The following is a 15,090-nucleotide window of genomic DNA, read 5'->3' as shown; positions in this document are numbered from 1 at the left end:
CAGTTATTGAGTCCCAAGGCTTCGAGCCATGAACCACCAAGACCTCCGCTCCCAAGTCATCGCCGTTCAGGTCATCGTCCTGCTGGCGATTACGGTTTCCTTCGCCCTGCTTTCGTCACAGGGCCGACGAGAGTTGGCAGCCGCCGTCTCGGCGACCGAACCCTTTCGGCCCGTTCCGATCGCCCGCGAAGTGCCGGTGCGGATCGAGCCGCTGTACGACGACCCGTCCGTCGTCTCGGAAGAGAATCTGGCGCTCGTACTCGAAAAGGTGCGGCCCAAGTTCAACCTGATTCGCCTCAGCCCGAACTACGTCGAACACGCCCTGCGGGCTTGGGGCGGCTTTATCGACTTCCCGGACGAATCGGTGATGGACGGCCCCGAGATGGTCCGCTTCCTGACCGATCACGGCGCTTACCTTCAATCGTGGGGCGACGATGCCGAACCGATCCTGATGGAACGCCCGGACGGGGTCGCGATCAACTGGGGCGCTAAAGAAGAACTCTCGGTCCACCACGATCACTGGCTCGCTTCGCTGACCGAAGCGGGAGTCCCGATCGACACCCCGATCTTCGGTCCCGGTCGACGCGGCGATACGCTGGCCGATGCCTTGCAGGAAGCGCTTCGCGACTTTCAAACCGACGAAATGGAGACCGAATGGTCCGCAATGGCTTTCGGATTCTGGTTGCCCCCGACGACGAAGCAGTGGATCAACGGCGACGGACGGTTGGTCGACTTCAACTTGCTTGCCGACCGCCTGATGCGGGGCCATCGTCGCTTCGGGGTCTGCAGCGGAACCCATCGCGTGTACTCCCTGATGGTGCTGCTGCGGCTCGACGATGAGTTCCAAATCCTCTCGGCTCCAAAACGGGATGAAATCTTTCACTACCTGGAGCGCGTGCGAGATCTGATGGTCGCCTCGCAACTCGACGACGGTCGCTCCCCGGCCGCATGGGCTTACGGTGCGGACGCCATCGCAATGGCTGAAGACGAACTGGAATACAAGCAGGTCATTGCCACGGGGCACCATCTCGAATGGCTGGCGATCGCCTATCCCGAGCTGCAACCGCCCCGCGAGGTCGTCCGAAAGGCGGCCGACTGGATCGTCGAGACGACCCGCATTAAAACGCAGCAGGAGATCCTTTCGCACTACACCTTCTACAGCCACGTCGGCAACGCCCTCGCGCTGTGGCGGAAGACACATCCGGCCGACTTCTGGACCGAGTGGCGGCAAACCCATCCTCTCGTCGGGGGAGATGACGCCACCTCCAATCCCGGCGGACAAGATGTCCTCGACCTGCCAATGCCGGAGGAATCGCCCGCGGACTTCCTCCCGCCTCCTCCCATCAACTAGTTAAACGCCCCACAAGCCCCGCGTTCGAAAGAACCGCGGACCGAGCGCGCATTGAGATCCCGCTCGTTCCATCACTCTCCACCCCGCCCACGATCGCCGTTTCGCAAGAAATACGGCCACCCTCGATCGATAAACGCCGCTCCGAGTCGCCTCACGATTGCACTCGCGGAGTGAGTGGCCGATAACTCGCACATCCCCGAACCGATGTGCTGATCGAACGGAACCGATGGCTCAATCTGCTCCCTACAAACGCGTGCTGCTCAAAGTCAGCGGCGAATGCTTCTGCCGCAGTGGCGAATCGGGCCTCAGCATGGCCGAGATCGGCGTACTCGTCGATCAAATCAAAGCCGTGACCGAGCAGGGCGTCGAACTGGCGATTGTGTGCGGCGGTGGGAATATTTTGCGCGGCAAACAGTTCGCCGATGTCAGTCGCGGCATCAAACAACCGACGGCCCACTACATGGGGATGCTGGCGACGGTCATCAACGGGCTCGCCCTGCAGGATGCCCTCGAAAGCGTCGACGTTCCGACGCGGCTGCAATCGTCCATCCCGATGGACTCCGTGGCCGAACCCTTTATCCGACGTCGCTGTGACCGGCATTTGGAAAAAGGCCGCGTCGTCATCCTCGCCGCCGGCACCGGGCGCCCCTTTGTGACGACCGACACCGCCGCGGCTCTGGGAGCCCGAGAGATTGAAGCCGATGTCGTCCTGAAGGCCACCAAGGTCGATGGCGTTTACAGCGAAGATCCGCTCAAGAACCCGCACGCGGTGCTGTACTCGGAAATCTCTTACGCCGATGTCCTGTCGCAAAATCTGAAGGTGATGGACGTCACGGCCATTCACCACTGCCAGGAAGCCGAAATCCCGATCGTCGTTTTCAACTACCAAAAGCCGGGCAACATCGCTCGCGCCGTCGCCGGCGAACGAATCGGTACGCGGGTCCTCCCCGCAACGCAAATCTCAAGCAACGCTTGATCGAGTGCGTGCTTTCGCTCCGAGCGAACATCGGCAAATGCCGCTTTAGCCGCCGCATCATGCTCCGATGCGGTCTTCGGCCTGAGCGTATCTCCCGCAAATCACCTCGCCTGCGCGACCAGAAAATTCGGTCCGAATTTGCTGGAAGCTTGGCCAAAGATACGGTACACCCGTATCATTCTTGAGGCGGGCCGATTATACCAGCCGATCTATATCTGGTATTGGCGGATCAAGCGATTCCGAGTTGTCAATCCCCTATTTCACGTAGCGAAGACGATGCCAAATCGTGAGCTTTTCGTGAAAAAGCGAATATCGATTTATGAAGAAAACCCGCCCCATCTGGTGTTGACGCAATGGTAAACCACATTATATTGGGCCTCTTGATTGATGGACAACCTGATGTCGCCTACGCCGTTGGCAGGGCGGCAATCGCCCGGAGCCAGTGTTTTCCGGGGGCAACAGGTTGTTCGGCGGGCCGGCTGCGACCACAACAGATTGTGGGAACATCCGTCACTCGGCGTTCACCATCACCAAGACAGGACCAGGCCCGACCGGCCCCACTTCCGAGGACGACATGGACGCGACCAACGGAACAATTCTCGCGGGATGCCTGCTTCACGCCCGCCAGCCTAAGCTCACCCGCCCGCTTCGGCACGCCGCCGACTGTCGGGTTCTCAGGCAACGAAAGAGCATCCCCAGTCGCGCTCCGTGAGCCGGCCCGGCCATTGCTCTCATCCGGGGGCCGTCACGTCCCGAGCGAAATGACTTCATCAAATTTTCACGGGATGTCCCGTGTTCCAATGACCTAATTGCTGCGCACACAAAACCCATCAGACCTTCAGCAGAAGCGACGGAAGGAATCGAGCGATGATCCAGAAAATGACCGAAGAATGGCTCGTGAAAAAACGTGACGGACGGGTCGCCCCGTTCGATCGCAGTTTCATCGAGAACGCACTCGAAAAAGCGTTCCGGGCCGAACAGAACCTCGCCGACGGCCAGCCGCTTGATAAGGACATCAAGCAGGACATCGCCACCATCACCGACGAACTTCTCGAAGAAGTCGCCCCGCTGGCTCAAACGCCGACCGGCATCACCGTCGAGAAGATTCAAGACTTCGTTGAAATGGGTTTGATGCGGCACGGGCACTTCCGCGTTGCCCGCCGCTACATCGTTTACCGGGCCGAGCACGCCAAGATTCGTGCCCTTCGTCCCCCGGTCGAAATCGCCGAGGAAGAGGAACCGGCGCAGCCGTCGCTGCATGTGACGCTCGACGACGGCACGCGCATTCCGTTCGATGAGAACCGCGCCCGCCGACGGATCGCCGAAGCCTGTCGCGGGCTCGACGCCGAATGCAGCGTCGACGAACTGCTCGAAGAGGTCATGCGATCGGTTTACGACGGCATCAGCCGAACCGAGATGTATCGGGCCATGATTCTGGCGGCCCGCAGCCGTATTGAGCGGGACCCCGCCTACGACACCGTCGCCGCCCGACTGATGTTGATGGTCATTCACAACGAGACCCTCGGCCAGCATCCCGGTGCCGACGATCTCGAACGGGTTTATCGACACGGCTTCGAGCACTACATCATCGATGGCGTTGCTGCCGAGCGGCTCTCGACCGATGTTCGCCAGTTCGACCTGCAGGAACTCGGCCGGGCCCTCAAGCCGCAGCGCGATCACCAGTTCAAATACCTCGGTCTGCAAACGATCTACGACCGCTACCTGCTGCACATTGACGGTCGACGGATCGAAACGCCGCAGTTCTTCTGGATGCGGGTCGCGATGGGCCTCGCCCTCGGCGAAGGGGACGACAAGACCGAGCGGGCGATCGAGTTCTACGACGTCCTGAGCAGTTTCCGCTTCACCAGCGCCACGCCCACGCTGTTTAATTCCGCCACGCTGCATCCGCAGATGTCGTCCTGCTACCTCACCACGGTTTCAGACGACCTCGACCATATCTTTAAGTGTGTGCAGGACAACGCCAAGCTCTCGAAATGGGCCGGCGGACTGGGCAACGACTGGACGAACATTCGGGCCACCAACTCGCACATTAAAGGCACCAACGGTCAGAGCCAAGGCGTCATCCCGTTCTTAAAAGTCGTCAACGACACCGCCGTCGCCGTGAATCAGGGCGGCAAGCGCAAAGGAGCCGTTTGCAGTTACCTGGAAACTTGGCACCTCGACCTCGAAGAATTTCTTGACCTTCGCAAGAACACCGGGGATGACCGTCGGCGGACGCATGACATGCACACCGCCAACTGGATTCCCGACCTGTTTATGAAACGGGTTCGCGAGGAAGGTGAATGGACGCTGTTCAGCCCGAACGACGTCCCCGACCTGCACGATCTTTATGGTAAAGCGTTTGAAGAACGCTACGAGCATTACGAACGGCTCGCCGATGCAGGAAAAATTAAACTCTTCCGTCGCGTCACCGCGGCCGACCTTTGGCGGAAGATGCTGACCCGCCTGTTCGAAACGGGGCACCCGTGGGTCACATTTAAAGACCCCTCAAACGTCCGCAGCCCGCAGGATCACGCCGGCGTCGTCCACAGCAGCAACCTCTGCACTGAGATTCTGCTCAACACCAGCAAGGACGAAACGGCCGTCTGCAACCTCGGCTCGATTAACCTGCGGCGACACGTCGTCGACGGGAAATTCGACCAGGAATTGCTTGCCGACACGATCCGCGTGGCCATGCGGATGCTGGATAATGTGATCGATATTAATTTCTACCCCACCGAAGAAGCCAAGAATGCCAATCATCGCCACCGCCCGGTGGGCCTCGGCGTGATGGGGTTCCAGGACGCCGTCGCAGCGCAAGGCATCAGCTACGCGAGCGAGGCGGCGGTCGAGTTCGCCGACGAGAGCATGGAAGCGATCAGCTACTATGCGATTCTCGCCTCGACGGAACTTGCCCGCGAGCGCGGCACCTATTCGAGCTATGAGGGCTCGAAGTGGGACCGCGGGCTGTTGCCGATCGACACAATCGACCTCCTGGAGGAGCAGCGGGGGATGCCCGTCCAGGTCGACCGTTCGTCGAAACTCGACTGGAACCTTGTCCGTCAGGCCGTTAAGTCGCACGGCATGAGGAACTCCAACTGCATGGCCATCGCCCCGACGGCGACGATCTCCACGATCATCGGCGTCACCCAGTCGATCGAACCGCACTACAAGCACCTGTTCGTGAAGTCGAACCTCTCCGGCGAATTCACCCAGGTGAATGTCGAACTGGTCAGCGAACTGAAAGAACGTGGCCTGTGGTGCCCCGACCTGCTCGAAGCCCTGAAGTACTTCGACGGCGCACTCGCCGAAATCCCCGGCCTGCCCGAGGACATTAAAGCCCGCTATCAAACGGCCTTCGAGATCGACCCGCACTGGCTCCTCGAATGTGCCGCCCGCCGGCAGAAGTGGATCGACCAGGGCCAAAGCCTCAACCTCTATATGCAGGCTCCCAGCGGCAAGAAACTCTCCGGCATGTACTTCGACGCGTGGGAGAAAGGCCTTAAGACGACCTACTACCTCCGCACCCTCGCGGCCACGCAGGTCGAAAAGAGCACGATCGACATTAATAAATTCGGCGTCCAACCCCGCTGGATGAAAAACAAAAGCGCCTCCAGCGCCATCGACGTCAACTTCAACCGAGAAGCCAAACAACCCGCCGTCGTGTCATCAGGCTATGCGGAAGGCGATGCCTGCGACCCAAACAACCCGGATTGTGAGGCTTGTCAGTAAAAGAGCTGTCGGCTGTCAGCTCTCAGTGAAGAGTTCCAACAGCGGGCCTTCTCCCTCGGGAGAAGGTGCCGAAGGCGGATGAGGGGATACGGGGGCGTCACGAACGATGAACACTGCTGGAGACGGACCGGCTTTCGCCGAGAGGCGTGCGAAAGAGCTGCGGCAAACTCTGACCGGCCCTGAGCGAGTGCTCTGGAACGGGCTTCGCGGCCGTCGGTTTGCCGGGCTGAAATTTCGCCGACAACATCCGATAGGACCTTACATCGTCGACTTCTACTGCGATGCGAAAAAACTGGTCGTCGAACTCGACGGCGCGAGCCATGACAGCCGTGGCGAATATGACAAAGCCCGGCAGTCGTGGATCGAGAGCGAGGGCTATAAGATGCTGAGAATTTCTAATGACGATGTCCTGCAGAATCTTGAAGAGTCGCTGTTGGCAATCGCAAAGGCGGCTGGACTGAACCCGGGAGATATCGACGATCGATTTCGGAATAAGAAATAGCAAAAAAATTGAGGCTTTTGATCAACATCCCATAGACCCCCTCACCCCCGGCCCCTCTCCCCAGAGGAGAGGGGAGAAGATGGGATCAATCTGAATGGAGTCGTGCGGCCCCAGGAGGGTGGCCGTGGGGCACGGAGGCCCGGTTTTTAAAGCCGGGATCTAATAAGACGGGGCGACTCCACTCACTGATTACGGACTAAGAACCATGAGCTCGGAACCTTCGACAAGTCGATCCCGGCGTTGGCCGGTCCTGACTCTCGTCGGCGGTTTGCTGCTGCTCGTGTCGGGCGTCGCAGTGGGGCTGGCGGCGCGGGAGATCCCGCTGCCGGGCCCGAGTGGGTTTTCAATCGATCAATTTGAAACTTTAAGTGGTCCCGGCGCCGAAGTGCGTTTCGTCGGCGGTCACTTGAGCGAAGACTGCGAACTGACACTGGAAATGATCGTGATCGAAGACCTCGATCCGAAAACGCTTTCCACGATGATTATCGCACCCGGCGATGTCCCTCGGGCGTCTTGCGACGTTCGAGCCGGTCTTGCCGTCCTTAAGCCGGAGGCATCGACAGCGGGAACCAAACCACGCATCACTTTGGTCGGTTCGCACGGCATGGGAAGCCTCTCCGGTTGGGGCAGCGGTTGGGAGGTTCCCATCGAGCCGATGGGAACGTCTTCAAGTATCCCTGCCGAACCATTTTTCATTCCCGCGGGGGAATCACGGCTACTGACGCAACTGTTCTTCACCACCGAAGAAGGTATGAGCGGCGTGAACGAGCCGACGCTCGAAGAAACACTCCGGCGATTGAATGCCAAAACTGATCACCCCCAATCAAAATACGGCGTCGTCCTTCAAGCGACCGTCTCTAAAATTGAAGACAGTAAGACAAAGTCGAACTCACCATTATCAGGCAGCGGCCTGATCAACACCGAAGCCGAAAGCTGACAGCCGAGAGCCAACAGCTTTCACACAACAACCCGAGAGAAGGAATCCTCTCCTATGTCCACGGTACTGGAAGAAAACGCAACGGGACTGACCACCGAAAACACCGGGCGGTTTGATGCCGCGGAGAAGCGGCTCATTAACTGCAATTCGGTCGACGTCAATCAGCTCATGCCGCTGAAGTACAAGTGGGCCTGGGAGCATTACGTCAACGGTTGCGCCAACCACTGGATGCCGACCGAAGTCCCGATGACCAAGGACATCGAGACGTGGCGCTCCGATAAGCTCTCCGACGCGGAGCGGCGGGTCGTCATGCGGAACCTCGGGTTCTTCGCGACCGCCGAGAGCCTCGTGGGCAACAACCTCGTGCTGGCGATCTTCAAGCACGTCACCAACGCCGAGTGCCGGCAGTACCTGCTGCGGCAGGCGTTCGAAGAAGCGGTCCACACCCACACGTTCCTCTACATCGTCGACAGCCTCGGCCTCGACGAGAGCGAAGTCTTCAACATGTATCGGGAAGTCCCGGCCATCGCGAAGAAGGACGACCTCGAGATGGAGCTGACCCGCGAGGTGCTCGATCCCGATTTCATCACCGATACCGACGAGTCGGCTCAGGCGTTCCTGAAGAACCTGATCGGCTACTACGCGATCATGGAGGGTATCTTCTTCTACAGCGGCTTCGTGATGATGCTCTCGTTCCACCGCCGGAACCTGATGACCGGCGTCGCCGAGCAGTTCCAGTACATCCTGCGCGACGAGACGATTCACCTGAATTTCGGACTCGATCTCATCAACGGGATCAAGTCAGAGAACCCGCATTTGTGGACGGAAGAGTTCCAGGCGCAAATAATCTCCCGTGTCCGTGAGGCCGTCGACTTGGAGATCGAGTACGCCCAAGACTGCCTCCCCAACGGGGTATTGGGCCTAAATGCCGATCTCTTCAAGGATTACGTCCAACACATTGCCGACCGCAGACTGGAACGACTGGGCCTGCCGACGCAATACAACAGCGGGAACCCGTTCCCGTGGATGAGCGAGACGATCGATCTCGCGAAGGAAAAGAACTTTTTCGAAACCCGTGTGACCGAATATCAAACTTCGGGCACACTCAGCTGGGACTGACGTCGGAAGATCTCCGCCGGGTTCCGGCTGCCACCGGAACCCGGCATTTCTTCAAGCGAACATGTCCGTGGCTATACCTGAGAAAAAATCGCAGCACTTCAGTCCGAAGGAACTCGCCAAGGCCATTTCGGCCAGCGAGTCCTCGGTGAAACGCTGGATCGACGACGGAAAACTCAAGGCGGTGAAAACGGCCGGGGGTCACCGACGCATCGCCATGGGGGATGCGTTTCGCTTTATCAGGGAGAACGATCAGAAGCTGATCGACCCGGCGTCACTCGGTCTCGGGGCGATCGCGACCGTCGATTTCAGCGATCCTGCGGAGATTCGCACGCAGTATCTCGAAGCGCTCGAATCGGGCGACGAGCCGACCACGACAGGCATCGTCTGCCACCTGCACCTGCTCGACCGGTCGATCGCCGCGATCTGCGATGAGCCGGTGCATTGGGCATTTCGAGACCTGCGCAGCCGTTGCACGCACCCGAGCGAAGAGTGCGTCGTGCTGCACCGCGGGCAGTCGAACAGCATTCACGCTCTGCAGCGACTCCGGGAGTTGGTCGTCCAACCGAAGACCGATGCGCCGTCCGCCTTGCTGGCCGATATCGGCTACGAGATCGATGGCCTGTCGACTTATCTGGCCGAGACGGTTTTCGCCGATGCCGGGATAACCTGCACGCAACTGGGCCTGTCAGTGCCGGAGGCGGTTCTCAACGGCGCGATCTCGCGGGTGAAGCCCGATGTCGTGTGGGTTTCGGCAATGGGCGGAAAACAGGCGCAGCCCGAGGTCGTGAAAAAACGCCTGCTGGAGGTCGGTCGCCTCACTGCGGAGCAGGGAAGTCGGCTCGTCTTGATGGGCGACGCGATCTGTTCGGCTCGAGAATTCGGCGAAACGCCGCCGACGATCATCAACGATATGGGAGAACTCGCCGCATTCGCTGACGGCATGTTTATCAAAGCCAGCTAGCCGCGGAGTGGCTGCGAGAAAGCCAGTTCCGATCGACGGAAGTCCCATCAGGAAAAGATGTTGCATTTCCGCGATTCTTACTCCGGCCAATTCTCTTCTGGCAAAAACTCCTAAACCTTATCCGCCCGTTGCTGCCGCAGGCACAAAGCGTCGCGTCGACGCCGCCGCCGCCGGAGTGACATTTTCTCTTGGGGCCTCTGTACAATGCGGGGATTGGCGGGCTATACTTGGCCGATATCAATTGAGACTGAATCTCAATGCCGAGGCCCACGTGATCTGTCCTGCCCCTACCGTCCCCCTCGATATGCTCCGGTCCGGCGAAGCCGGTCAGGTCACCGAGATTCTCGGCGACGTCGGTTCGGTGAACCGGATCGAAGAGATGGGATTGCGGCGCGGCACGATCATCCGCGTATTGCAGTCGGGTTCGCCGCTCATCCTGGCGCACGGCAATCATCGGCTCTGCTTCCGCCCGGAGCCTTCGACGACCGTGCTCGTCGATCTGATTCCCGGCGAACCGGCACCGATGCGTGATTCGTCACCTTCCACCTTTGCCTGACCACCCCTCCGCGATGCGTACGCTCAGGCAGCTCGGACGGGGCGAGACGGGAACGGTGGTCGAGGTCCGCGGGGAGGATGCCGTCGCCATCCGCCTGATGGAGATGGGGATCACCGAAGGTGAGTCGATGACTTTCCGCGGGGCGGCTCCGCTGGGCGACCCACTCGAGTTCCTGCTCCGCGGCTACCATCTCTCCCTGCGAGCGAGCGAAGCTGACCGCGTCGTGATTTCCGAATCCTGAATTTGCGTTCCCGCCAACACCCCCTCCGCTCATGTCTCTTGCCGACGCCTCGACAGGAACGACGCCAAAGTCGACTTCGCGCGACCATCTGACCGTCGCCCTGATCGGCAACCCGAACACCGGCAAGAGTACGCTGTTTAGCGCGCTGTCGGGGCTCCGCGTGCGGACCGGCAACTTTCCCGGTTGCACGGTGGAGAAAAAGGTCGGCCGGGCGAAATTCGGTTCGCAGGAAGTACTGCTCGTCGATCTGCCGGGGACGTACAGCCTGTCGCCGCGAACGCCCGATGAGATGGTCAGCGTCGATGTGCTGCTCGGCCGACAGAACGACGTGCCGCATCTGGATGCCATCGTTTGTATCGTCGATGCATCGAACTTGGAGCGAAACCTCTACTTGTTCAGCCAACTGCGCGACCTCGGTCGACCGATCGTGCTGGTGCTGAACATGGCCGATGCGGCGCGGGATCGCGGCATTTCGATCGACCTCAAATTGCTGAGCGAAAAGCTCAGCGTGCCGGTCGTGCTGACCGAGGCCCATCGGCGCAAAGGCTTGGACAAATTAAAGGATGCGATTCAAGAGGCCGCCGGGGCCGACGCGACGCCGATGCCGCGCGTCTTTCCGGAAAAGTTTTACCGGGCCGTCGAGCAACTGCGGGCGCTCTGCTCTGAAAACGGTCGCGAACTGCCGGTCTTCTTACTCGAGCGACTGCTGCTTGACGTCGGCGGCGAAGCGGAGCGGGTCGTCGGTTCGAAAATCGACGGACTCGACGAGAAATTAAGCGAATTGCGTTGCCAACTCGCCGAGCACGGCGTGAAGGTGCCGGCCACTGAGGCGATCTCTCGCTACGCATGGATCCGTGACACGCTCGAAGGCGTCGTCACGCGGTCGGCCGAAACGCACACGACGTTCAGCGATCGCGTCGATCAGTTCTTAACGCATCGGGTCTTCGGACTGTTGGCCTTTGCCGCGTTAATGTTCGGCGTGTTCTACGCGATTTATTCGGGTGCCGGTCCGCTGATGGACCTGATGGAAGCAGGACCGGCGTGGCTCGCGGAACAGGTCGAAGCGGTCATGGGCCCCGGAGCATTACGCAGCCTGATTAATGACGGCATCCTCGCCGGCGTCGGCGGTGTGATCGTATTCGTCCCGCAAATCGCGATCCTGTTCTTATTTATTGCGCTACTGGAAGACTGCGGCTACATGGCTCGCGCGGCGTTCTTAATGGACCGCCTGATGCGGCCATTGGGGCTGTCGGGCAAGAGCTTTCTACCCTTAATGTCAAGCTATGCGTGCGCGATTCCCGGCGTGATGGCGACCCGCGTCATTGAAGACCGTCGCGACCGGATGGTGACGATCCTCATCGCCCCCCTAATGAGCTGCAGCGCTCGGCTGCCTGTCTATATTCTACTCACATCGTTGTTCGTCGCAGGGACGTTTCAGCAAGCGGTGGTGATGTTCGTCATGTATTCGCTGGGTTTGATCGTCGCGATTCCGGTCGCCTGGACACTGAAGAAAACCTGGTTCAAAGGCGAAGCGGCCCCGTTCGTGATGGAGCTACCCAGTTACAAATGGCCGTCCTGGCGAATCGTATTCTGGAACGTTTACGACCGCGTCAAGGCGTTCGTGGTAAGAGCGGGAACCTTAATTTTCGCGACGACGATTGTCGTGTGGGCCCTGGCATATTTCCCGGGGGATCATCGACCGCTCAACACACTCCACCAAGCCGAAAGCATGCTTTCGGAAAATCGACGTCCCAAGGGGATCCAGTTTCCAGGACAGGATTGGTCGCTCTACGCGGAGGTAACCAAGAGCTCGAATACGATTCCTGAGGAGTACGAGGCCGTTCAGGCCGCGATCCCTCGAGAGGAGGCCCGCCTCATTCGAATTAGTTTCCTCGGACGTGCTGGTCACCTCATCGAACCGATCGTTCGGCCGCTGGGCTGGGACTGGAAGATCGGCGTCGGGGCTCTCGCCTCTTTTCCCGCGCGGGAGGTCATCATCGCCACGCTCGGCACGATCTACAGCCTCGGCGGCGACGTCGACGAAGAGGATGAAGGTCTCCGCGCGACGATGCGAAACGCGACGCATCCGGACGGCACCCCCGTTTACACCGCACCGGTTGCCTTATCGGTGATGGTGTTCTTCGCTCTGTGTGCCCAGTGCGCTGCCACGTTAATGGTCATCTATCGTGAGACCAATCACTGGTTCTGGCCGGTCTTCACATTCACCTACATGACGACCCTCGCCTATATCGGCGCATTAATTACCTATCAAATCGGCAGCCTGATTGTTTAATTGCCGCCCACAAGCCCGTAGCGCAAGCAAGGGATTTACTCATCGAGCGTCCGTCAAGTGAAAACCCTCGCTCGCGCGTCGGGCTAATTTGAAAATACATTTCCAAGGCTCACGCCTCGCAGTAACATCAGGCGTTATGTCCGCCGTCGTCTTAAGCGAATACGATTTGGAAATCTGGAGTTTCGATTAAGCCGCACGGTCGGGCGGCGGGGAGCGAGCCGGTTTCCGTTGGAGATTCGAAAAAGTGACGTGTGACGCGCGGCCAACCCGATCTCATCGCCGGATTTGATTACTTTCGATTTGCCCGTCCGAACGCCCCTGCGGGATGGGAGCGTGGGCGATTGAACGATCCGGCTGCGATCAGTGACGCCCAATTGCTGCGCATCGCCGGTCAATCCGCCGACGACGGAGTGATCGGGGACGCAAAATTGAAAACAGGGCGGTCGTGTCCGGCACGACCGCCCTGTGATCATCTCGATGTACTCAACCGCATTCGCTTCGGTCGTCCTGTCAGAGCGTGACTTCTTCTGACGCGACGGACGCAACCGGGCGCGGGGCTTCGATCGGAGCCCGCGCGATCACTTCGTTGGTTTGTTCGCTACAGCAGCCGCCCGATGACGCGGGGCAACAGCCTGACTCGGCGGAAGCAGTCATCGCCGAACTTTCGCAGCAACCGCCGCTGGAGTAACTGGCACTGCAGGTCGGTCCGTACGACTCACCTGACAATAGTGCCGAGTAATATTCGACGGTGCTACCGGAATTCGCATAGGTCCATCCGCCTGCGAATCCCAAGACGCCGACCGCTAGTACCAGCTTGATCGTGCGGGCAAAGCCGCCGCTGGCCTTCGTCGCGTTTTCTTCCGACGATTCGCTCGACTCGATCCCCTGAACATGACTTTCGTCCACGCCTGCACTCCTGCGAGAAACATTGTGAGAGAGGTGTCGCAGCCCGCGACCGCCCTGATTCTATCCGATTTGACCCGAAAGCCAACGACGATTCTGTGAGGAAGGTTACAAGGCGAGCGGGCGTCGGTGCGTTTGGGCGTGAGGGCGTCGGTGAGGTGGGGGAGCGAGTGAGATGGGGGAAGGGGAGAAGAGCTTCGCCTGCCTCTCCCGTTTCTCTCGCCTTCACCCGACTCACCCCGTCGCCAGTCGCTTCAACACTTCCACCCCCCGCTCCAGCACGGCGTCATCGGCCGCGTAGGAGACGCGGAAGTGCGTGTCCTGCTCGCTGAACACATTGCCGGGGATGATCAGCAGATTATGCTCGATCGCTTTTTTCACGAACTCCGTCCCGGTGCCCCATGGTGCCTTCACGAATAGATAGAATGCGCCGCCGGCATTGCGGATGTCGTACTGGTCGCCCAGTTCGGCGAGCATGAAATCCCGCTTGCGGCGGTAATCGACAACGTGATCCGACACGTCGAAGTCGCACGCGGCAAGGGCCCCCCACTGCATCGGGTGGGGGGCGCAGACGAACGTGAACTGCTGCAGTTTGATCATCTGTTGGATCACGGCTTCCGGCCCGTGCACCCAGCCGACGCGGTGACCGGTCATCGAATACGTCTTGCTGAAGCCGTCGATCACGATCGTGTCAGGGTTCCACTTCGCCGGCGAGACGAACTCGCTGTCGTATTGGAAGGCTCGGTAAATCTCGTCGCTGATCAGAGCGATGCCTTTCTCGGCTGCAAGATCGGCGAGCCCCTTCAGGTCTTCATCGGGCAGCACCGCACCGGTGGGATTAGCCGGGCTGTTGCAGAGGATCGCTTTGGTCCGCGGCGTGATCGCGGAGCGGACCTTGTCGAGGTCGATGCGGAAGTCGGGATAAGTATCGATCAGCACCGGCTTGCCGCCGCACAGCGTCGTCAGGTGCTTGTACATCACGAAGTACGGGTCGAAGACGATCACCTCGTCCCCCGGGTCAACGAGCACCATCAGCGACAGCATCAGCCCCCCGCTGGTGCCGCTGCAAATAAAGGCCCGCCGGTCGTCATGTTCCAACTCGCGATCGACGTCGGCCTGAATCCGTTCGATCAACGGCTTCACCCCCTGCGACTGACTGTAGGCGTTCCGGCCATCGTCAATCGCCTGATGAATCGCCTGCTTGATCACCCCCGGCGTATCAAAATGCGGCTGCCCAATCGACAGGTTGATCGGATCGCTCATCGTCGCCGCAAGGTCGAAGACCTTACGGATCCCGGAAGCGTCGATGTGCTGGGCGCGGGTGGAGAAGTTCATTTGGGTTTTGTCGATGTCTGGGACAAACTGGCTACCGGGAGGGACCTTGCGTACACTCTCACAATGCTTCCCCCCACGGTATCTTGACAACTGTCATTGAAGTCACCAAGAGGATAAGCCGGATGCGTCGTCGACCTTCCCGCGTGACACACACTCGGAATCTGTTTAAGGACGACCCGGCGTC

At 59.8% G+C, this 15,090-nt stretch carries 11 protein-coding genes and 1 pseudogene; 10 read left to right on the top strand and 2 right to left on the bottom strand.

Annotation, left to right across the window (positions count from 1 at the left end; genetic code table 11):
- Positions 1-28: 28 nt before the first annotated feature.
- The 10 genes and pseudogenes from Pan189_RS00760 (at position 29) to feoB (ending at position 12,668) form a co-directional block, all read left to right on the top strand.
- On the top strand, positions 29-1,351 hold the full coding sequence (locus Pan189_RS00760; RefSeq protein ID WP_310820896.1) for a hypothetical protein: 1,323 nt from the start codon (positions 29-31) through the stop codon (positions 1,349-1,351).
- Positions 1,352-1,577: 226 nt separating this feature from the next.
- Positions 1,578-2,327, top strand: a complete 750-nt coding sequence (gene pyrH / locus Pan189_RS00755) for a UMP kinase (protein ID WP_145362067.1) — start codon at positions 1,578-1,580, stop codon at positions 2,325-2,327.
- An 867-nt stretch (positions 2,328-3,194) separates the two neighbouring features.
- Positions 3,195-6,059, top strand: a complete 2,865-nt coding sequence (locus tag Pan189_RS00750) for a ribonucleoside-diphosphate reductase subunit alpha (RefSeq protein WP_145362066.1) — start codon at positions 3,195-3,197, stop codon at positions 6,057-6,059.
- Positions 6,060-6,165: 106 nt separating this feature from the next.
- Entirely contained in the window at positions 6,166-6,561 is a 396-nt protein-coding gene (locus Pan189_RS00745; protein ID WP_145362065.1) for an endonuclease domain-containing protein, read from the top strand.
- A 205-nt stretch (positions 6,562-6,766) separates the two neighbouring features.
- On the top strand, positions 6,767-7,498 hold the full coding sequence (locus Pan189_RS00740) for a hypothetical protein (RefSeq protein ID WP_145362064.1): 732 nt from the start codon (positions 6,767-6,769) through the stop codon (positions 7,496-7,498).
- A gap of 51 nt (positions 7,499-7,549) precedes the next feature.
- Positions 7,550-8,617: pseudogene (locus tag Pan189_RS00735) on the top strand (ribonucleotide-diphosphate reductase subunit beta); the annotation flags it as partial.
- Positions 8,618-8,684: 67 nt separating this feature from the next.
- Positions 8,685-9,578: a helix-turn-helix domain-containing protein gene (locus Pan189_RS00730; protein ID WP_310820895.1), complete on the top strand. Its 894-nt coding sequence runs from the start codon at positions 8,685-8,687 to the stop codon at positions 9,576-9,578.
- A gap of 271 nt (positions 9,579-9,849) precedes the next feature.
- Positions 9,850-10,134, top strand: coding sequence for a FeoA family protein (locus Pan189_RS00725; RefSeq protein ID WP_145362061.1), 285 nt, complete (start codon positions 9,850-9,852; stop codon positions 10,132-10,134).
- Positions 10,135-10,147: 13 nt separating this feature from the next.
- A complete protein-coding gene (locus Pan189_RS00720; RefSeq protein WP_145362060.1) occupies positions 10,148-10,375 on the top strand; it encodes a FeoA family protein in 228 nt (75 codons plus the stop codon).
- A 31-nt stretch (positions 10,376-10,406) separates the two neighbouring features.
- Positions 10,407-12,668, top strand: a complete 2,262-nt coding sequence (gene feoB, locus Pan189_RS00715; RefSeq protein ID WP_145362059.1) for a ferrous iron transport protein B — start codon at positions 10,407-10,409, stop codon at positions 12,666-12,668.
- Between the two features lie 510 nt (positions 12,669-13,178).
- Here feoB and Pan189_RS00710 read toward each other — a convergent pair.
- Both Pan189_RS00710 and Pan189_RS00705 read right to left on the bottom strand, forming a co-directional pair.
- Positions 13,179-13,574, bottom strand: a complete 396-nt coding sequence (locus Pan189_RS00710) for a hypothetical protein (RefSeq protein ID WP_145362058.1) — start codon at positions 13,572-13,574, stop codon at positions 13,179-13,181.
- A gap of 231 nt (positions 13,575-13,805) precedes the next feature.
- Positions 13,806-14,906 carry a pyridoxal phosphate-dependent aminotransferase gene (locus tag Pan189_RS00705; RefSeq protein WP_145362057.1) on the bottom strand — a complete coding sequence of 367 codons (1,101 nt, stop codon included), beginning with the start codon at positions 14,904-14,906 and terminating at the stop codon, positions 13,806-13,808.
- Between the last annotated feature and the right edge of the window lie 184 nt (positions 14,907-15,090).

This window comes from Stratiformator vulcanicus (assembly GCF_007744515.1).
Classification (GTDB): Bacteria; Planctomycetota; Planctomycetia; order Planctomycetales; family Planctomycetaceae; genus Stratiformator; species Stratiformator vulcanicus.
The sequence above is the reverse complement of the archived record's forward strand: the minus strand, read 5'-3'. Positions and strand labels throughout refer to the sequence as shown.